Genomic DNA, 20,894 nt, shown 5'->3' on the forward strand with positions numbered 1-20,894 from the left:
CGGTTACTTCTGATGAAGTTTAGATCTATCTTCCGTGCTACTAATCGCTGGTTATCCGACACGCCTGAAAGAGCTTTAGAGCAGGCGTATCAAGCAGCTCTAATGATTAAATCAATTGAGGACGAACACTTTAATGGTACAAAAATATCTACTAACACTAGTAACTATAGTGATAGCGTCATTTCCTATTTTAAGGCTGAGCGGAACAAATACTTGAAGGCTGCCCAGGTTAGACTGACGGAGTTTAAGATTAGCCGTTCCTTGTTGGGTCTTTCTGATACAAGAATGGTTTCTACTCTCCGTGCGGAGTCACTCGATAGCCAAGAGGAATCATCTCCATTAGATGAACAGCAGTCGGTCATTATTGAAAAGTTAAGATTCATCGATGAAACTATAGGCAAGTACTCAAAAGTCGAGCCGCCTAAACCATCAGCTTCACTGATACCTCTCTCTCAAACTAAAGTTGCCGCACCCAAAATTAACAAAACTCTTAGCAATATTGCCAATAGCCCAACAAGATATTTGCCGGAAAATACAGAGAACAGGAAGGGAGTAGTGTCTAGCAGTAAAAAAATTACCGAAAAAACAGGTATACTCCCTCGATCAATTTTGGGAACAGTTAATAGAATTCAACAAGAGTTAGACCCAAATGCTGAGGAAGAAGTTGTAAAAAACTTTCGCAATTCCAAGCTAAAAACGATTATTTCTATCAAGTTTCTTCTGACTCTAATTATTATTCCAATTCTAACACAGCAAGTTACCAGAGCTGTGATTTCTCAAGCTAGAATAATTGAAGATTTTAGAAGTAGTAGCGAACCTTTTATCAATTTTGAAATGGAAGAAGAAGCTTTCTCTGAGTTACATAAATTTGAAGAAAGGCTTCAATTTCAAACTTTAATTGGGGTAGCTCCAATAATTTCTCAGGAAGAAAAAGAAGAAAAATTGAAGGAAAAAGCAGCAGAAATAGCAGAAGAGTACCGCGATCAAAGCGCTAATGCCCTTAAAAATATTTTAGCAGACGTGTTTGGGCTTGGTGCTTTTGCTCTGCTTATCTTTAATAGCAAAAAAGATATCACTATATTAAAATCTTTTATGGATGATATCGTCTACGGTCTAAGCGATAGTGCTAAGGCTTTTATTATTATTTTGTTTACCGATATGTTTGTAGGTTTTCACTCTCCCCACGGCTGGGAAGTTATTCTTGAAGGGATATCACGACATCTGGGGATACCAGCCAACCGCAATTTTATCTTCCTGTTTATTGCTACCTTTCCTGTAATTTTAGACTCCGTAATTAAGTATTGGATTTTCCGTTATCTCAATAGAATCTCGCCTTCGGCTGTAGCTACTTACCGAAATATGAATGAATGAAAATCGACATTACTCACGCATCTGTCTCTGATAGCGTGGCTGTGCTGGCGTACCCCAGCAAACCTGCTGTGCTGGAAGCTCGTTGAAAACGCTGCTGCGCGCTCCAACTACGGTATTAGCTCCGATTCGGACTCCTGGAGCCACAAAACAATCAGTGGCAATCCAAACACCATTACCGACAGTGATTCCGGAGACAATCAAACCAAAAGCTGGGTCTTTAAGGTCATGGCTACCAGTGCAAAGGTAACACTTTTGAGAAATTACGCAGTGTTGTCCAATATCAATCGGTTCGAGACTGTAGAAAACTACATTATCCCCGATCCAACTGTACTCTCCAATCGTCACTTTCCAAGGATAGGTAAAGCGAGCTGTTGGTCGGATCACTGTACCAATACCAATTTTTGCACCAAACAGCCTGAGCAACCAACATCGGAAACTATTAAAGGTGTGCAGACTCAAGGGAAAAGCGATCGCTTGTACCAACCACCAGAGTAAAATAAACCAGCCAGGACGACCCCGGTCATGCCAAGATTGATCATACCGGGATAGATCCACTAAAGGCGCTGCGTCTTCCATGGCGAGTTCAGCTAAGTTAGCATTAGTGCTAATTTTATCTTGTCAGTGACTCAGGAGAAATAACTGTCTCTGATTGCTGTGGTTTAGAGGCTTTATTGATATTCAGTACACCACCAAACTGTTGTAATTCGTAGAGTTTAACGCCGATTTGATACTCATATTGACTCATCAGACGCCAATAAATATACCCTGGTTTTCCATCAAGAAAGCCGAGTAAAAAAAAGTAAAAAACAACAAATCTTAGTGTTGGTTTACAAGGTAGCCATACCCAGACTTTTCTAAAAAAACGCTTGCGCTCTACGGAGCTACCCCAAAGATTAGCACAAATTGTATTTGCTTCTTCTGTACCAGTGAGGAGATTAAAATAGAGTTTTGCTTCCCAATTAGAGTAACGATTATGCCGTTCTAGCCAGTGGTAGATGTCTTTAAAATCTATATGTTCCATGTCATTTTTCAGGTAACCCACGGAACCATTAAAGATTACATGTTCATGAACTTCGTTATCACCTGTATTGGGAATTTCTTCTGTTTTGAGGTTTTCATAGCGACCTTGTTGGTGCTTAAATAGACGCAGGTTCCAATCAGGATACTTTCCACCGTGACGGATCCACTTACCTAAAAAATAGACTCGACGGTTGAGGTAGTAACCATCATAATGGGGATGTTTAATAGCATCAGCAATTTCATCCCAAAGTTGTGGGGTGATACGCTCGTCACAATCAACAATTAACACCCATTGATTGCGGAAAGGCAAATTTTCTAAAGCCCAATTTTTCTTTTTCGGCCAGCCACCCTTGAAGTAAAATTGCACTACCTGTGCACCGTAACTTTCGGCAATTTCAATCGAGCGGTCGCCACTTTGAGAATCGACCAAAAAAACTTCATCGGCAATGCTAACACTCTCTAGGCAAGCCGGAAGATTGACCTCTTCGTTCTTTGCCGGAATCAAAATTGATACGGGGACTTTCAAGTTGCTGGGGTTCATGGTTAAGAAGCTGCAGGTTGGCTTTAGCACCCTAATTTTTTAGCTAATCCGTCAGAGCAACAATTAATCAAAAGTCAAAATCAACACTTAAAGCTATAGATTTAATAATTTTTTAAACAAAAAAATTGATGCTCTCCGGGCACTTTTACTTGCTGACTAAGAGTCTAGACGAGACTTCGAGGTTTTCAGCATTCCTTGAAGTGCTGCACCTAGATAACCAATTTGACCGTAGGCATAAACCAGGTTATCAAAACGTAATGCTGGGTTACGGAAATGTTTCAATGATTTGTAGATACCGCGCAGGATTCGCTCACTTCCCCGTAATAACTGAACAGAACCAGCATCACCAGAGAGTTGTTCGCGGTAACACTCACTAATTCCCTGCCACCAACTGCGACGGAAAAACCAACTACGTTCCAGTCGTTCGGGAGCAACCTGGTGAACTACCAAGGCATCTGGTAAATAAGCAACCTGCCACCCTTGCTGGAGAGCTAGTTCTGTCATCTGCAATTCTTCGTTAGATAAGAGATTTTTGCCGACACGACCTAAATTGGTATTGAAACCACCAACTTTCTCCAGGAAAGCTCGTTTGAGCGAGTAATTTAATCCTCGTGGAGTCCAACCAGGATTTTCAACATAAACCAGAGTATCACCTAAGTCATAAGCTCCCAAATTTTGGGCTAAGTTAGATGACAACCAACTCGGAGGTTTGATGCCCTCTGGCCATAAAAGAGTAACTTTACCACCAGCTACCGCCAGTTGTTCGTTGTTTTGATAGGCATCATAAATTGTTTTGAGCCAAACAGGGCTAGCAATAGCGTCATCATCAAGATAAGCCAGAATCTCAGCACGAGCTATTGAGGCACCAGTATTGCGAGCTACAGATAGACCGTTGACTGGTTCATAAACATACCGAAGTCGCGACTGATCCAGCCTTTGTTCAACAATCTCACGAGTGCGATCGCTTGAGCCATTGTCTACCACAATTACTTCATAAAAAGAAAAATCCTGCTTCAGCAAACTATCAATCGCACTACCCAAATACTGCTCGCGATTGTAGGTACAAATGATGGCAGAAATATAAGGGTCTGACATCGGTCGGCTCTTGAGATAAGAATATGTCTTTCTAAGGTTGTAACCTGCTAAAGGAGTTGCTACCAAATTAAGACCGACTTGTGTCAATTTGTTAACTCAGTGCAAGTAGGCAGGAGGCAAGAGGCTCTAAGGAAAGAAAGCTTGTACGGTGAGTTTTTTAGCCTTTGTCAACTGGATAGTTATTTGGGCTACGCTGCACTCAGTCCTTGTTTAGATGAGCATGCATCACGACCAGGGTTTCTGCTAGTGAACCCAAGCGAGTTTCTAGGTCTTGTTTGCGGCTGAGCAGTTGCCGTAGCTTCTGATAACGCGCGATCGCTAAACTAACACTAGGAACCTCCTCTGCTGGGCAAGGTCTTGACCAATGCTGACCATTCCCATCCAGTCCACAAAGGCGGTAGCCAGTACGGGGAGATTGATAACTTACCTTGGCGTCTGATTGCCTAAATACTTCTTCGTAGTCTCTGAGTCGGTCAGTGGTGGTATGACGTACTGTTGCCTGACCATCGTGGGGTTGACGGTCATGAGAGTCTAGCCAACCATCAATAATTGGTCCTTCTTGGTAAATGTCTTGAATTTGCTGCAGGATAGTTTGCAGTTCCTGTTGCCACCGACCCACAATGGTTTCGATTTCTTTAAGGAGGTTCATTGCCAGGGCAGGGTTAACTCCGTGGCGATGCTCACTAATGCGGGGAGATTTAAATTTGGGCAGCGTTGGTGTTTTGCCATGGTGCTGGTCGGCAGAAAAGGGCTGTACAGCCATCGAAAAAGAGGGACTACTGCCACCGACGCTAGCAGGATGTTGAGCAAACTCGGCAAACATATCGTTTTGCTCTGCCGCCGCAGCAGATGTATCAGGGTTCTCCGCAGAACTGTTGTGGTCTAACTGATTTAGCGCGATTTCAATTTGTCGCATTTTGTGAGAAACCATGGCTATAACTAATCTATTGGCTGACTAAACTGTTCCCTATACTGGTCTACTCTTTGCTGGTCAATAGAAATTGAGTACGAAATAATTATGTATTCTAAAACCCAAGACTAGTAAAACTTCTCTAAAATTTTCTTGTGACCACAACTACTAAACAACAGAAAAATCAACTGATCTTGGTAACAGGACCGTCGCGGTCTGGCAAAAGTGAGTGGGCAGAAATTCTGGCAATGCGGACTGGGAGAAAGGTGGTTTACGTGGCAACAGCCAAAGCTGACCCAGATGATCTTGAATGGCTCTCTCGAATTGAAAAACATCAGCAACGACGCCCCTCAACCTGGGAAACCATCGCGGTGCCTGTCAATTTAACAGCAACGCTTCGAGAATATTCTCAGAGCAGTTGTTGTTTGCTCGTTGATTCTCTGGGAACCTGGGTAGCAAATTTGCTAGAGCAGGATTCGCCGGGATGGGAGGAAACTTTACAAGAGCTAAAGCATAGTCTACTATCAACGACAGATGGGACAATAATACTTGTAGCAGAAGAAACAGGCTGGGGTGTTGTTCCAGCTTATCCTACGGGTAGAGTGTTCCGTGACCGCTTGGGACAATTAGTGCGTCAACTGGGTAGAATAGCTCAACCAGTATACTTAGTTACTGGAGGTCACGTGCTTAACCTTAGTTCCTTGGGTTCGCCATTACCCGATTAAACTCTATTAATATCAATAAGTAGTCAAGGTAGATTAAAAACTGCTTGACCTTCAGGATGAGTATTTCCTGAGATATACGCAAAAATATTGCGACAGTGTCACTATAAATCAGCGGGACATTGGGTTAAGTTATATAGTAACCAAGTCCAGAAGTCTCCATTTGAGAGTTACCATGGCATCTGAACAACAAGTCAAACGCTATCTAGCCTGCTGGTTTCAGTTAGGTAAGAAACTGGTCACTCGCAATGGGAGTTTAGCCAGACTACCAACGTCAATTATTGCCGGTGAGGTTTACAGCCAGGAGTTTGAGAGTCTTTGGCAAGAAGCTCTCTCACCCGAAAGTGGTGATTGCTACTTGGAGGGCACCTCACAAACTATCGCCGAGCTGTTGACGCCCAGGTGGGATATAGAACCTTGTGTTCGCTGTGATATGCCTGTAACCTTGATTAATCTCGGCAGTTCCAGTGGGGATTGCGCTTGTAGCGATTTATCCAATTGGCCTAATCAAGATTTACCATTGCCGCGAGAACCTGTGAGTAGTCAACGGCATCTGGGTGGACTTCGCGATCGCTTACAGCAAGCTGATAGGCTGCGAGATTTAGAAGAGAATGAAGCCAGGGGTGTGTTTCAAGATTTACCGGAGTCAGCAGAGATTGAAAAAACTCAGCAGAGTCAGAATAACATTGGTGAGTACTGGCGAAAAGCTGGCAGTCTTTGATACTTCCTCTTAAGCTATAGCAGTCCTATTTGATTTTCCAATAAGGGCGACAAGGCAGAGGTGTTCCCATCTCATTTAAGACTGCTATAGTTGCCACCGTCTACTAAACGTCTAGCGCCAAAGATTTTGCCACCAATTAGTAGGTTGATACTGACTGATATTCGCTTTCTTTTTAATATCCTGGATATCCCAGCCAGTCAGATTAGCTAAAGTACGAACCTCCTTTTCTTGGCGTTCCTGCAAATAGCGTTGATATTCTCTTCCCGCAGGACATTGTATTTCTCCAGTATAGGGATGACGCAAGACATATCTTCCCTGAAATAATTGGCGGTTTGAAGTCTCCTGAAAAATTAAATCTTCCGGAAACTTGTCGCGAGTATAGCGGACGTGAAGACGGGTGATAAACACATTATTACCTAGGTTGGGAGTTAGCCAAAAAACTCCTGCTTGTCGCAGTTCTTCTGGATCCAAGGGTTCAGCAGAACAGGGGTCACAACTAGCCATGTCCCAAGCATATTCAAGGAAAGCCACCTTTTTCCCTTCGCCTTCATAAGCCGTTTGGAACATCGCCTTGTAAAAATCACTAAACTCGTTTTTGACAAAAACTGGTATTTCAGCGTCAGAGGGAATCTTCACCGTGCGGTAGTTAGTTAGTTCAGCCTGACCTTGAGGCGATAATAAATAGATCAGCAATTCTTGGTCAGTCGTAGCATTAACCATACCTAGACGAATCGGCAACATAAATCTAGGGGATTCGTAAGCCATCTGAAGGGGTCGCAGTGACTGATAGCCAGTTTTTTCAAATTCTGCTAGATTAACCTTGGCAACAAAGAATTTCATATTTTGCCTAATGTAAGGCTGGAGTAGCTGACTAGCTCCTTGAGGAATCTGGTAACCGTTTTGCTTCAGCCAAGTTGCCAAACCCTGAGATTCTTGAGCACTAAGAATGAGAATATCGTATTCTCCTACCGTGAAACGTTCCTCTACGGTTACTCCTAAAGCATTTATTTCTACTTGGGAAGGTCCCCTCGTTTGACCCCCTTCCATGTTTGATACTCTAGCTTCGTAGTTAGGCGCACAAGGATCCGAGTCAAAATATTCCACCAGACGAGGTGCACTAAAAGCATCTAACCGTTCGATAACCTCCGGATTACCTACATTTACCTGTTCTTGCTGAAGTACTACAGGAACAGGTACAATCAAGGCAAATTCTTTAACATCTCCTTGGTAATCATTCGCCATAGTTAAAACAGTGCGATCGCCATCACGAGCGATCACCACTTGTGAAGCCTTGTTATAAAGCTTGGTATCAGCTTTGGCTACATAAAAACCACAAAATGCCCAAGCTGTGGGACTAAAGCAAATAATAACTGCCAGACTTAATAAAAAAGTTATTAGTATACGAACTACCTTCATGACCACTTCCTCAAATTAAATAAAACTGAAATATCAAATTGCTAACTATAGCAATCCTAAATGAATTGTGAAGACTGGATATTTTATCTGTGTCCATCTGTGGTTACTTTTTCTCATAAATCCTTGGCTACTGCTAGATTAATTAGAAACTTCTCAAGATGCCTTCTCTACAGAATCACCAGAAACTTGGTTAGATGCTTCACTCCAGGAAAAACTAGGGAATGACCAAATAAAATTCAAAAGTATAGTTAAAGGACTAAGTACGAATAAAGCCCAAAAAAAGGCTGTGGAAATAAAAAATTGATTACGTAAGACAAAAGTAACTATAGCAATACACCCTGCCCAAATTAAGCGCCCCATCTTAGCATCGGGAATTGACCTAGGGTCTGTAAGCATAAATAGGGCAAATAATAACAAGGAACCACTCATTAACCGATGGCACAAGACATCCCATGTCCAACCCAGCCAAAGATTGCGCATTGCTTCCAAAAAGGCATATGCAGCTAAAAAAGCAGCGGTTGTGTCCCAGCGACCTACTCGTTTTAATACCGTTCCACCAGTACCTGCAAATAATAGGGCATACCAGCCTCCATCCCCCCACTGTCCAGGGGAAACCCAAGCATCATTTGTTAGTAGGAGAGCCGAAATTATGCCAAAATTAGCAGGATTAAAAAAGTGCTTGCCCTGAGCTTGAAAAATAAATTTACTGAAAATTGCCAGAGAGCCTGCGATGATCATTGTGGTGTAATCATCTGCCCGCAACAAAAGACTTAAGCCTAAAGCTGTAATTATTGCACTTTTGAGCGAAGAGGTTTTCCGATTGCTGACTAAGCTGTCGTACTGTGGGGAGGGGCAATTTTCCCCTCGTCTCAAAGGGTTAGTTAATCTTTCCCGCCATTTCGACCAGTAAGATACTGCTATCCACTGAGTCAGGAGACAGGTGAGAAATACAACTACAATTAAGTCTAGTCGTATTGTCCAGTCTCTTGTGGCAATACCCAAGACGAGAAACAGCAACAGGAACACAATTTGATAGTCTCGGGGGTCTTTTAGCAGCATCACCCACACTCAGCGAGGTTTATTGAGATCTGGTGCTTCCAATTTAGCTAATAGGGGATTTGGGAGTTAGTTTACCAAGCATACTTAAAAAGCGTTGCCCCCAGTACTAACAATCCCTCTCGCCGGTTTAGCGCACACCGAAGCCTAGTGATAAACCTGATAAGCTAGTATAGGATTACCTAAAAATAAACGCCTCAAAAGATAAGATATGGTTTATTCCCAATAGGAATTTTTTGCGGAGAAGATAGTAAGTTAAGAATAATGGGTATTCACCACACCCTGAAAACTAGACTCAAGCCATTAACCACTGGCAGTAGCTATCCTGACCGGAACTATTAAATCAGTAGCGTACTGGGTAGTTTAACGCTATCGCAGCCTCTAGCTGGAAGAACATACAGCTAGTAAGCTACTTTGGTACAAAGCTATCTAATATAACCGAAGAACGGTATCTTATCTGAACTCTTAGCTGCGAAATACAGCAAACAGAAAAGGGGAATCAGTCCTTCAGTAGAATGGTACTGACCTAACCTAAGCTTACAGTCGCGCTTAAGTAATTACAGAGGCGGCAGAACAACTACAAAAGCCTAGTTCAGCGCTGTTCTTATTGAGCAAGAGGTCAAGTCCAGATGACTATAGTGGCTGGTTATGGTCATTATTGTTGGCTGACTATTCTTAGTAATTCCTAAAGTCCGAAATCTTTTTTTACCTAGCACTAAACACTAAACACCAAAAATATGACACCAAATATTATCGAAATAAACGGAAGAAAATTTGTTCCTGCCGAAGATTATTCTACTCCTACCTGGCCTTGTGTAATTAGCGAAGAACCTCAACCAACTCTCACACTTAAAGACAACGACATGTTTTTAGTCGCTGACACTTTGGGTAACATTTCTGGCTCTTTGGAAGACGATATTAACGCCAGCATGGGATTGTTTTGCTGTGATACCCGATTTCTCAGTCGGCTAGAATTGCAAATTGAACAAAGAGCTCCTGTACTACTCAGTAGCTCGGTTGAGAAAGGATTATTATTATCTGTTCTGTGTACCAACCCCCGCCTCAAAAATGTTTTACAGCCTGATACCCTTGGTGTTCGTAGAGAATTGGTTTTTAATGGTGGTCTGTTTGAAGAAATAGAAATTTCTAATTACAGTACTAGCCCAGTTAAATTTGAACTTAGTCTGAGTTTTGGTGCTGATTTTGTAGACCTGTTTGAAGTTCGAGGATACGAACGAGAAAGACGCGGGCAACTTTTACAGATGATGCCAGAAGAGAAGTTGCAAAATGATACTTCTCTTGAGAATGGTCAGATTACAGAAAACCAGGTATCACCAGATGAGCAGTATGAACTAGAAAGCATACCAGAAGCTTTACCTAGTAACAAAAACTCATCCTCAATGGTTAAAGAACTAATACTGGCTTACCGAGGTTTGGACGAGTCTGTAATGGAGTCTCGTATTGAATTTTTTCACCAAAAACCAGACTATCTCCAAGGAAGTACTGCTGTTTGGCAGCTAGAAATTAATTCCCACGAGACGACAAAGCTCGGCTATCGATTACAGATGTATACTAATAACCGAGTAACATCAGTAGTTAGTGGGCCGACAAGCTTGATGCAAGCTAAGGGAGGAAAACTCTTAGAGCAGCAAGACTGGACACAAAAAGTTACCCGCATCAGTGCCGACAAGGCAATATACAATCAGATGATTGAGCGGGCTGAGCAAGATATTTACACCCTCAGACAAACCTTTGGTAACAACCAAGCAATCTCTGCTGGAGTGCCCTGGTTTTCCACGCTGTTTGGGCGTGATTCCATTATTGCCGCCTCTCAGATTTTGATTCTCGATCCGAGCATTGCTCAAGCAACCCTTACCACTTTGGCTCATTACCAGGGCACCAAAGAAGATGAGTGGCGGGATGAACAACCGGGCAAAATACTGCACGAACTGCGCCTGGGTGAGATGGCTCGTTGTAACGAAATTCCCCACACTCCTTATTACGGTACAGTAGATGCTACTCCCCTGTGGTTAATGCTCTATGCCGAATACTATGCTTGGACTAATGACAGGGAAACCCTAGAGCTTCTTTGGCCTAATGCCCTGGCTGCTATGGATTGGATTGACAGTAGCTGTAAGGAAACGGGTTACTTAAGCTACATGTTGCACTCGAAGCGAGGTTTGTTCAACCAAGGTTGGAAAGACTCCGGCGATTGTATTGTTAATCGTCAAGGCGAAATGGCCACAGGACCAATTGCTTTGTGCGAAGTGCAAGCCTATGTTTACGCCGCTAAAACACGCTTGGCTGAGATTGCCAAGATTAAAAAGCGGCTAGATTTAGTAGAACGCTGGCAAGAAGAGGCACAAGACCTTAAAATGCGTTTCAATCGCGATTTCTGGGTGGAAGACCAAGGTTACTGTGCTTTAGCTTTAGACGGAGAAGGTAACCGGGTAGACAGTATTACCTCTAATCCAGGTCATTGTCTAAGTATCGGAATTCTCACCTCAGAAAAAGCTTATTCTGTAGCAGAGCGACTCAGAGCACCAGACATGTCCAACGGCTGGGGGATTCGTACCCTCAGTAGTCTTTCTCCGGCTTATAATCCCATGGGTTATCACATCGGTTCTGTCTGGCCTCATGATAATGCTTTAATTGCTCAGGGACTGCGATCGCTCGGCTTAATTGACCAGGCTCTGGAAGTGGCTCAAGGAATGTTTGATATGACCCTCAAACAGCCTGGTATGCGTCCTCCAGAACTTTTCTGTGGCTACGAACGCCTCAGCGAAGATAATCCTGTAAGGTATCCTGTCGCTTGTTCACCCCAGGCTTGGGCAACAGGCAGCATCTTTCAGTTATTAGGCATGATGGTTAACCTAGTACCAGATGCACCGGGCAACTGTTTACGAATTATTGAACCAACTTTACCAGAGTCAATTCAGCACTTATCATTGAACAATCTGAGAGTGGGTTCAACTCTACTGGATTTGGAATTTGAACGCTCTAACGGCACTACCGCCTGCCGAGTTGCCAGAAAAAGAGGGAACCTAAGGGTTGTGATTGAAGCCTGATACTAAATATTCGCGGTAAGGGGTTCGCCGGCGGCTCAAACTGTAAGTAGACCCCCAAAGCGAGAAACCAAATAGCTGACCAGACTAAAGTTCCTCCTGGGGAGGTAGCGTAAAGCGCTAATAACCAGGAGGATCTAAAAGAAAGTTGGTAGGGGTTAGGGATGCATCATGTATGAACTGGTTCAAGCAGTCTTAGATAGCGATGAAAAGACCGCTCTGCGTCAATTAATCAGCGAGTTATACTCCTCTGGCAGACAGTATTTCTTACAAAATGAGATTTTGCAAGCTTTTGAAGATTACTGCCATAAATTTCAAAAGCCAGCCTACTTTTATCACTCTTCCACTATTGGGGAGCTAATTCACTACACCCACGAAATTCTTCTGGAAGAAGAAAGTGTGTGGTTTTTGTTTAGACCCAGAATTGCTAGTCAAGAAGTATGCAAACTGGCAGCAGACTTGACAAGTGTCGAACCCATGACACCACAAGCGTTACTAGATTTACGCGATCGCTTAGTTAACCGCTACCAACCCCAAATCTTAGAAATAGATCTTGGTCCCTTCTATGAGCCTTCTCCGACAATCCGTGACCCCAGAAATATCGGCAAGGGTCTAGAGTTCCTCAACCGTTACCTGTCGAGCAAACTATTTGCCGACCCCCAGCATTGGCTAGAGGCGCTGTTTAAATTTTTACACGAACACAAACATAACAGCATCCCCCTACTAGTAAACGACCGCATCCACTCAGCAACCCAGCTATCTCAACAAGTTAAGCAAGCCTTAAGAGTAGTCGGTAATTTACCAGCCAACGAACCCTACGAAAAATTTCGCTTTCAACTCCAAGAACTAGGATTTGAACCAGGTTGGGGCAATACCGCCTCCAGGGTGCGCGAAACCCTAGAATTACTAGATAGACTAATTGATACCCCAGACCACGCTGTCAATGAAGCCTTTATCTCTCGTATTCCTTTAACTTTTCACGTCGTTCTCGTCTCTGTACACGGTTGGGTAGGCCAAGAAGGTGTTCTAGGAAGAGCTGAGACAGCAGGACAAGTTGCCTATGTCCTCGATCAAGCTTACAGTTTAGACAAAAAACTCCACGAAGATATTAAACTAGCGGGTCTAGACCTATTGGGTATCCAACCCCAAGTAATTATTCTGACTCGTCTGATTCCTAACTGCGAAGGAACCCTGTGTAATCAAAGGATCGAAAAAGTTCAAGGCACAGAAAATACTTGGATCTTGCGCGTTCCTTTCGCGGAATTTAATCCCAAAGTAACTCAAAACTGGATTTCTAAATTTGAGATTTGGCCTTATCTAGAAACTTTTGCTCTGGATGCAGAAAGAGAACTACTAGCAAAATTTGGGGGACGTCCCGATTTAATTATCGGCAACTACAGCGACGGTAACTTAGTTGCTTCCCTTTTGGCTCGTCGTCTCAAAGTAACCCATTGCAATATTGCTCACTCCCTAGAAAAGTCCAAATACCTATTTAGTGACCTCTATTGGCAAGACTTAGAGGAGCAATACCATTTCTCATTGCAATTCAGTGCTGACTTAATCAGCATGAACGCCGCCGATTTTATTATCACCTCCTCTTACCACGAAATTATGGGAACGCCCGACACTACGGGTCAATACGAGTCCTATAAGTGTTTCACAATGCCCCAGCTTTATCATGTGGTCAATGGGATTGAGCTGTTTAGTCCCAAATTTAATGTGGTACCGCCTGGGGTTAACGAGAAAAGCTTCTTCCCCTATTCTCAGACAGAAGACAGAGTTCCAGATGATCAGCAACGAGTCTACGAACTCCTGTTTACGAGAGAAGATCGCCAGATTTTAGGTCACCTAGAAAACCTCGACAAGCGACCAATTTTCGCCCTTGCTCCCCTCAAATCTGTCAAGAACTTTACTGGTTTAGTCGAATGCTTTGGTCAAAGTCAGGAACTACAAGAACGTTGCCACTTAATCTTAGTAACCGGAAAACTGCATTCGTCTGAAGCAACAAACTTAGAAGAAAAAGGGGAAATCGAAAGGCTCCACGAACTGGTTAACCAGTATCATCTTGAGCATAAAATGCGCTGGTTAGGGATGCGTCTCACCAGTCGTGATCTCGGTGAAGCTTACCGAGTGATTGCTGATTGCCAGGGAATCTTCGTCCACCCCGCCCGCTTTGAAGCCTTCGGTGTCACAATTTTAGAAGCCATGCTCTCTGGCTTGCCTACCTTCGCCACTCAATTTGGCGGCTCCCTAGAAATTATTCAACATGGAGAAAATGGATTTCATATTAATCCAACAAACTTAGAAGAGACGGCAACAAAAATTTTGGAATTTATCCGCCAGTGCGAAATTAATCCTCAGTACTGGCAGAAAATTTCTGAACAGGCTATCAAGCGAGTCCGCGAAAAATACAACTGGCAATTACATACAAATCGATTGCTATTGCTCACTAAAATTTATAGCTTTTGGAACTATGCTTCTCAAGACAACCGCGAAGCAATGCTGCGTTACTTAGAAGCGTTGTTTTATTTAATGTATAAACCAAGAGCCGAAAAACTTCTAGAACAGCACAGACAACGGTAGAGATTTTTGTGTTGAACAGGTTACTAGAAAATATAAGATTTCGTTTTTAACTGCTCCCATTTTTGGTTGGAATTTAGTTTTCTAAAGTCCAAGTCAGCTCTTTTGAAGATTACTAAAACCCCAGTCTCCCCCTAACAAATTAAGCTCTAATGGATGCAACAGTTAATTCCCAGCACTACATCTACACAGACTGGACTCTAATTGAAACCCAGTTTGATCCTGACCAACTGCACCATAAAGAAACCGTCTTTACTATAGGCAACGGTTACCTAAGTACGAGAGGCAGCTTTGAGGAAAGTTATGCTCGCGCCTTGCCTGCCACATTGATTCATGGAGTTTATGATGACGTTCCGGTTATGTACACGGAACTCGCCAATTGCCCTGACTGGCTACCTTTGGTACTGATCATCGATGGAGAGCGTTTCCAGCTTGAGCAGGGCGAAATTCTCGACTATGAGCGTCAACTTGACCTGCGTCGTGGTGTGCTGAGCCGCGAGGTGCGTTGGCGTAGCCAGAGGGGTCACACACTAGATCTCCGTTTTGAGCGCTTTGCTAGCCTAGCAGATGAACATGTTCTGGGGCTACGCTGTCAGTTAACACCCGTCGATTTTGAGGGAACGATTAAAGTTCAGGCCAGCATCAATGGCTATCCCGAAAATCAGGGTTTTAACCACTGGGAATGGCTGGATCAAGGTGAAATTGATCAAGGTATCTGGTTGCACGTACGCACACGAAATTCTCGCATTGAACTAGGAGTAGCTTCCCGATTAAGGTTATTGGGAACTGAGGCATCTTTACAAGTAACCAGTGTTCCTGGTTACCCCACCCTAGAAACAACATTTACAGCTTCAGCAGGAGAAACAGTAACACTAGAGAAAGTGTTAACAGTTTTCACCTCACAAGAGGTGGCAGCTCCAGTCCAGCAAGCTCAAGATAAGTTAGCCCAATTACCTGATTATAAGGCTCTGCTCACTGCTCACGAGCAGGTGTGGGATCAAGTGTGGCACAAGAGCGACATCGTGATTGAGGGCGATACTGCGGCCCAGTTAGCTGTCCGCTACAATCTCTTCCAGTTGCTCATTGCTGCCCCACGCCATAATGGCAAAGTTAGTATCCCAGCGAAAACCTTATCTGGATTTGGCTATTTCGGTCATGTATTTTGGGATACAGAAATTTTCATCCTGCCTTTCTTTACCTTCACCCAGCCAGCCTTAGCACGCAATTTACTTACCTACCGCTACCACACCCTAGATGGAGCAAGGCGCAAAGCCCAACATTATGGGTACAAAGGAGCAATGTTTGCCTGGGAAAGCGCGGATACCGGAGATGAGGTGACTCCCCGTTGGGCGGTGCCGAATAACCCCTACGCTGAAGACATCAGGATTTGGTGTCGCGATCGCGAAATCCACATCAGTGCTGATATTGCCTACGGTATCTGGCACTATTGGCAAGCTACTGCCGATGACGACTGGATGCGCGACTACGGTGCCGAAATTATCCTCGATACTGCCATTTTTTGGGGTAGCCGTGTCGAGTTGAATACCAAGCATGAACGTTATGAAATTCGCGAGGTAATTGGAGCCGACGAATACCACGAGCATCATGTCAACAACAATGCCTTTACCAACCGGATTGTGCAATGGCATCTGGAGAAAGCACTCTTCGTCTACGACTGGCTCAGTAATAAGTTTCCCGCACAAGCTGCTCAACTAACAGAAAAACTGGAACTAAGTACAGAACGACAATCTCGCTGGCGTGATATTGCTAATAATTTATGGATTCCCTACGACCAGTCAACCGGGTTAATCGAACAGTATGAGGGTTTTTTCCATCTAGAAGATATTAACTTAGATGATTACGAGCCACGGGATCGCTCGATGCAGGTTATCTTGGGCATCGACGGAGCCAGTAAACGGCAGGTACTCAAGCAGCCGGACGTCTTGATGCTCCTCTACCTGATGCGAGAATCCCAAGAATTTCCTTACAACCAAGAAATACTCAAGACCAACTGGGACTACTACGTACCACGCACTGACATTACTTACGGCTCTTCTTTGGGGCCAGCCATTCACGCTATCTTGGCATCAGATTTAGGTAAATCGACAGAAGCTTATCAGCGTTTTCTGCAAGCAGCCATGGTAGATCTAGAAGATGTCCGAGGCAACGCGATTTATGGTATCCATGGTGCTTCTGCTGGTGGTCTTTGGCAAACAGTAGTTTTCGGCTTTGGCGGCATCCAATTTGGGGAAAGCGGACCTGTGGCAAATCCCCATTTACCTCCAGGCTGGACTCGCTTGCAGTTTAAGCTCCACTGGTGCGGTAATTGGCACGAGTTTGATTTACGTTCCCTTGAAGGCACAGGCTCGACTCCTCCGGAGATCCAAGGAGTGATTTTCGACCTAGATGGTGTCTTGACGGATACGGCAGAATTCCACTACCGCTCTTGGCAAAAGCTGGCAGATGAGGAAGGTATGGTCTTCAGTCGGCAAGCCAATGAAGCGCTGCGAGGACTCTCGCGTCGAGATTCACTAATGCGAATTGTCGGTTTTCGGGAATTCTCTGAAGAGAAAATCCAGGAGATGATGGAGCGCAAAAATCGTTACTACAGGGAATGCATTCAACAAATCAGTCCAGAAAATTTGCTACCTGGGGCCTTAGCACTGTTAGACGAGCTCCGGTTATTCGGCATCAAGGTGGCTATTGGTTCAGCCAGTAAAAACGCGAAAACCGTTATTAAACAACTGGGTATCGCCGACCGAGTAGATGTTATTGCCGACGGTTATAGCGTGGAGTTTTCTAAACCAGCACCCGACCTTTTTCTCTACGCAGCTGACCAGCTAGGACTCAACTCTGCCCAGTGTATGGTCATAGAAGATGCCACCTCCGGTGTTAAAGCAGCCTTAGCAGCCAATATGTGGACAGTTGGTCTTGGCCCTACTGAGCGAGTTGGCGCGGCTCATGTTGTTCTGCCGAGCCTAGAAGGAATCAGTTGGGCAGACTTACGAGCGAAATTGGACTCTACTGCCACACGATAGGAGTTCTCTAGTCAGGGTAATTAGCGAGAATCTGACGAATTTGAGTATTGACAACATCTGGCTGCTCCACCATTGCCATATGTCCGCACTCAGGAATTTCAATCACGTTCTGGCTACAACCTTGGGACAAAGGGTGAAAACTGGCAAGATGGCGTACATACTTAGGTTCCATCACCATATCGTTGGCCCCCGCTAAAAAGTAAACAGGCTGCTCTAGCTGTGATACCACTTGGGGCAAACGGTGAACTTCGGCTTCGGTGGTGGAATCTAATAAGGTTCTCAAGGCAGCTTCAGAATCAGCGGTAACAAAATCAATCACCCTTTGGCGTCCCCACTGACGCGCTAGGGGTTGCCTTACCTGAGCTCTCGTGAAGATTAAATCAATCAAAGGGAGGTGGCACAACCAGCGGGGACGTAGTTTTACTAGTTGTTGACCAGCAGTGCGGAAGCGCTCAAATTCTTCTTTGAGATAAATACCACCACCAGCATTGAGACCAATGACACCTGACACCTGCTCAGGTAACAAAAAAGCTCCCCAAAGCGCGATACTACCGCCTAGAGAGTGACCAATAAGCCAAGCGCGGTTTATTCCCAGCTCTCGCAGCAAGACCCCTAATTCTTTGGCATAGGTACTCAAGGTGTAGCAGTTGCTAGATAAGCTCTCAGCATCAGACTCAACCAAAATAGAGGCATGTTTTGGTGTTCTTCTTGAAGTGCTAGAAGTCTGGGACTGTGAGCCTCCAAAACCCCGCAGGTCATAACTGAGGCACTGATAATCCGGTGCCAACTTGTCAATTAGAGGCTGCCAATAACTACGACTGAGAAGCCAACCATGAATAAAAACCAGAACAGGAGAGGTTGATGCAGTGGGAGGCGTTAGTTCGTAGGCGTGTTTAGCTCCCAGAATATCAATAGTGGGCATAATTTTATCCTACCTGAGAATGGCAGCGAGAAATTATAAAAAGGCAGGGACAGGCGCACCAGAAAGTCATCTTTAACCTAAAAACGCCGACCTAAGAGGCGCTGTCGTACGCTTTCGGCAATTTTTTGACCCAAATATTCAGGAATTAAGCTTTCGTTGGGCCCCAACAAATACAAAATGAGCCTGGTTCGTCCGCGCCACACTAGCAAGTTGGCATTAACCACTAATAAATCCTCTTGCCAGATGGCATACATAACTTTATAAAACAAGCCAGGTTGGTTATCTGCCTCAATCAACAGTGCTGGTAGGTGGAAAACCGGATCCACGTAGAATTCCGTTTCTACTTGCTCCAAGCCAGCATTGAGATTAAATTCCACTGCCAACATTTCCTCTACCTCAAAACGCCCTGCTAACGCCTCCCGCAGAGCACGACAGACGTTTTCTGCTGTTGTATCTGTTAAAGCTTGACTACCACGAGAGACAACTAGTTTGATAAATACCAGCATGGGTAGGCGTATTTGGCCGTAGAGACTGAGGTTATGGATAGTCAGTCCATAGGCCGTCATTACACCAAAAATGTCACTGAGGAGAAAGGATTGATTGCGGTAAGCGAAATGCAGTACACTCTTAGAGCTTTCCGGTTTTAGCTCAATCACTACACTTTTGGTTTTGTAGAGCTGGTAAGCAAGTTTGAGGTTTTGCAGTTGAATCTCGCTACTCACAAACTGCTCATAAAACGCAGGAAACGCTCGATTAAAGCGCTTCAGGTGTTCCATTTGAGAAGATTTTAGACCCGCAGCCATAAAGCAGCTAGACATCGGTAGAGTTAAGACGCGTTCGCTTTGGTAAAAAGCTGTTTGGGAGTTCATCGCCAGTTACATTTCTAGGACAAAACTTGCTGTATCTGGTTAATCTCTCACAAATTCGGCTTCATAGCCTTAGTCTACGTGACGGCCGCCCATGATACCTTCTTTTTGAAGGGAGCAAGGACTTCTCTTCTATAAGTTAAGTTAAGTGACTAATCTACCACAAGTGGGTTTGCTGTAGATTAACTAGTATGATCTCCCTGCTTTCAAGCTAGGCTCTCCTGCTCATCAAAGGAGTTTTTTCCCGTTAGCCAATGAGTTATGGAGACCGGAGAGATTACAGAGAAAAGCAATCGCTAAAATGCCAGATCTTCCCATCACTAGGGAACACCAAGAAAGTTGTTGGAAAACGCTGTCCTCTAGTTGTGCTATCATCTAATTCACGCTCAAAAAATTTGGGCGAAGCTCTGTGCTACAAAAACTATCAGAGATCCTAAGGATGTGCCGCTCTTAAGGGAATTATCAGAGTTATTGGGCGTTGATTAATCTAAGAGATGCCTAACGCTTACATAAGTTTCAATTTGTTGAGGTCGTACCTTCAGGGTTTAGGGTAAGCTTTTATTGTTAAATCTGGTCTCTATCGAGCAGAAGCTCCAATCCGTAAGGAGAGGAAATTATGCCTGAGTTGGGGACGGAACTAGAAAAATGCTATAGCCACAACGGCATGGGTTTTTGGAAAAGCTTTTTTAGCGGTTCTGAGGCTGCCTCGCCGCAGATGCAGTTTGAAAGAGATGGAGTCGAAGGTACGAATAATCGAACCGACGGTAGCTCTCGAATATTTTTTAGCACGGAGAGAGAAATTGACCTGGATGAATTAGAGGAACTCTGCGACGCCGTTGGTTGGTCTCGCCGTCCCATGCGTAAAGTCAAAAAAGCGATTCAGCATAGTTTTCTGGTCGCTTCTATGTGGCAACAGCGAGGTGCCACCAGGCGCCTCATCGGTTTTGCTCGTGCAACTTCAGATCACGCTTTCAACGCCACCATTTGGGATGTAGTGGTTCACCCAGAATTCCAGAGCAAGGGGCTAGGTAAAGCCTTGATGAAGTATGTTATTAAGAAGCTTCGCAGCGAAGATATTAGTAACATCACACTCTTTGCCGACCCGCATGTCGTGAACTTCTACCGGAGAATGGGATTTATGGCCGACCCAGAAGGAATTAAGGGCATGTTCTGGTATCCTGATTAACTTTCGTCTTTTCGGGATCTTGAGGCATAATGCACAAGAGCAAAAATCAAGTTATACTGGCTAGGTAAGAAACGGGATGTAGCGCAGCTTGGTAGCGCGCCTGCTTTGGGAGCAGGATGTCGCAGGTTCAAATCCTGTCATCCCGATTGCTCTCTGAAATTGCATCGGTTCCCCCAAGCTTTATTCCACCCCTAAGGAGTGGAAATTTTATAGCATAGGGAGTATAACTTGTTATCCACCTGCAGCAAATTGTGCGGTTTCAGTTGGACTACTGCATAAAACTGCTAGTCTGATGCGCAATTAACTTGTGACCTTTTCCTGGCAAAAGCTTAGTAGTAGTTAACCATCAATAGCAAATGGAACTAAGGACTAACAAATAAACGGT

Annotated in this window: 15 protein-coding genes and 1 tRNA gene; 8 read left to right on the top strand and 8 right to left on the bottom strand. The window is 44.2% G+C overall.

Annotation, left to right across the window (positions count from 1 at the left end):
* Positions 1–12 precede the first annotated feature (12 nt).
* Entirely contained in the window at positions 13–1,371 is a 1,359-nt protein-coding gene (locus ACT7WV_RS23430) for a proton extrusion protein PcxA (protein ID WP_445105188.1), read from the top strand.
* Positions 1,372–1,380: 9 nt separating this feature from the next.
* Here ACT7WV_RS23430 and hpsU read toward each other — a convergent pair whose 3' ends face one another.
* From hpsU to ACT7WV_RS23450, 4 genes are all read right to left on the bottom strand, one after another.
* Entirely contained in the window at positions 1,381–1,947 is a 567-nt protein-coding gene (gene hpsU / locus ACT7WV_RS23435) for a hormogonium polysaccharide biosynthesis acetyltransferase HpsU (protein WP_445105189.1), read from the bottom strand.
* 34 nt (positions 1,948–1,981) lie between these two features.
* A complete protein-coding gene (locus ACT7WV_RS23440) occupies positions 1,982–2,932 on the bottom strand; it encodes a glycosyltransferase family 2 protein (RefSeq protein ID WP_445105190.1) in 951 nt (316 codons plus the stop codon).
* A 156-nt stretch (positions 2,933–3,088) separates the two neighbouring features.
* Positions 3,089–4,027, bottom strand: coding sequence for a glycosyltransferase family 2 protein (locus tag ACT7WV_RS23445; protein ID WP_445105191.1), 939 nt, complete (start codon positions 4,025–4,027; stop codon positions 3,089–3,091).
* 199 nt (positions 4,028–4,226) lie between these two features.
* Positions 4,227–4,958, bottom strand: a complete 732-nt coding sequence (locus tag ACT7WV_RS23450) for a hypothetical protein (protein WP_445105192.1) — start codon at positions 4,956–4,958, stop codon at positions 4,227–4,229.
* Positions 4,959–5,092: 134 nt separating this feature from the next.
* Here ACT7WV_RS23450 and cobU point away from each other — a divergent pair, with 134 nt between their 5' ends.
* Complete coding sequence (cobU, locus tag ACT7WV_RS23455; RefSeq protein ID WP_445105193.1) at positions 5,093–5,662, top strand: bifunctional adenosylcobinamide kinase/adenosylcobinamide-phosphate guanylyltransferase; 570 nt, start codon at positions 5,093–5,095, stop codon at positions 5,660–5,662.
* A gap of 172 nt (positions 5,663–5,834) precedes the next feature.
* Positions 5,835–6,380, top strand: coding sequence for a hypothetical protein (locus tag ACT7WV_RS23460; RefSeq protein WP_445105194.1), 546 nt, complete (start codon positions 5,835–5,837; stop codon positions 6,378–6,380).
* A gap of 111 nt (positions 6,381–6,491) precedes the next feature.
* On the opposite strand, the gene ACT7WV_RS23465 is transcribed toward ACT7WV_RS23460, so the two are convergent.
* Both ACT7WV_RS23465 and ACT7WV_RS23470 read right to left on the bottom strand, forming a co-directional pair.
* On the bottom strand, positions 6,492–7,796 hold the full coding sequence (locus ACT7WV_RS23465) for a DUF2330 domain-containing protein (RefSeq protein ID WP_445105195.1): 1,305 nt from the start codon (positions 7,794–7,796) through the stop codon (positions 6,492–6,494).
* A gap of 153 nt (positions 7,797–7,949) precedes the next feature.
* Positions 7,950–8,855 (bottom strand): RnfABCDGE type electron transport complex subunit D, encoded by a 906-nt coding sequence (locus ACT7WV_RS23470; protein WP_445105196.1) that lies wholly within the window; start codon positions 8,853–8,855, stop codon positions 7,950–7,952.
* Positions 8,856–9,589: 734 nt separating this feature from the next.
* Between ACT7WV_RS23470 and ACT7WV_RS23475 the strand changes: the two genes are divergently transcribed.
* The 3 genes from ACT7WV_RS23475 (at position 9,590) to pgmB (ending at position 17,535) form a co-directional block, all read left to right on the top strand.
* The gene (locus ACT7WV_RS23475) at positions 9,590–11,920 is read left to right on the top strand and encodes an amylo-alpha-1,6-glucosidase (RefSeq protein ID WP_445105197.1); all 2,331 of its coding nucleotides are present in this window, start codon (positions 9,590–9,592) and stop codon (positions 11,918–11,920) included.
* A gap of 168 nt (positions 11,921–12,088) precedes the next feature.
* On the top strand, positions 12,089–14,500 hold the full coding sequence (locus ACT7WV_RS23480; protein ID WP_445105198.1) for a sucrose synthase: 2,412 nt from the start codon (positions 12,089–12,091) through the stop codon (positions 14,498–14,500).
* A 149-nt stretch (positions 14,501–14,649) separates the two neighbouring features.
* Positions 14,650–17,535: a beta-phosphoglucomutase gene (pgmB, locus tag ACT7WV_RS23485; RefSeq protein WP_445105199.1), complete on the top strand. Its 2,886-nt coding sequence runs from the start codon at positions 14,650–14,652 to the stop codon at positions 17,533–17,535.
* A gap of 7 nt (positions 17,536–17,542) precedes the next feature.
* Here pgmB and ACT7WV_RS23490 read toward each other — a convergent pair whose 3' ends face one another.
* Positions 17,543–18,457 (bottom strand): alpha/beta fold hydrolase, encoded by a 915-nt coding sequence (locus tag ACT7WV_RS23490; RefSeq protein WP_445105200.1) that lies wholly within the window; start codon positions 18,455–18,457, stop codon positions 17,543–17,545.
* A gap of 77 nt (positions 18,458–18,534) precedes the next feature.
* Entirely contained in the window at positions 18,535–19,260 is a 726-nt protein-coding gene (locus ACT7WV_RS23495; RefSeq protein WP_445105724.1) for a hypothetical protein, read from the bottom strand.
* A 778-nt stretch (positions 19,261–20,038) separates the two neighbouring features.
* Between ACT7WV_RS23495 and ACT7WV_RS23500 the strand changes: the two genes are divergently transcribed.
* Positions 20,039–20,509: a GNAT family N-acetyltransferase gene (locus ACT7WV_RS23500; protein WP_445105725.1), complete on the top strand. Its 471-nt coding sequence runs from the start codon at positions 20,039–20,041 to the stop codon at positions 20,507–20,509.
* Between the two features lie 72 nt (positions 20,510–20,581).
* Positions 20,582–20,655 (top strand) — tRNA-Pro (locus ACT7WV_RS23505).
* The last annotated feature ends 239 nt before the right edge of the window (positions 20,656–20,894 follow it).

Source organism: Symploca atlantica LB2515, assembly GCF_052546295.1.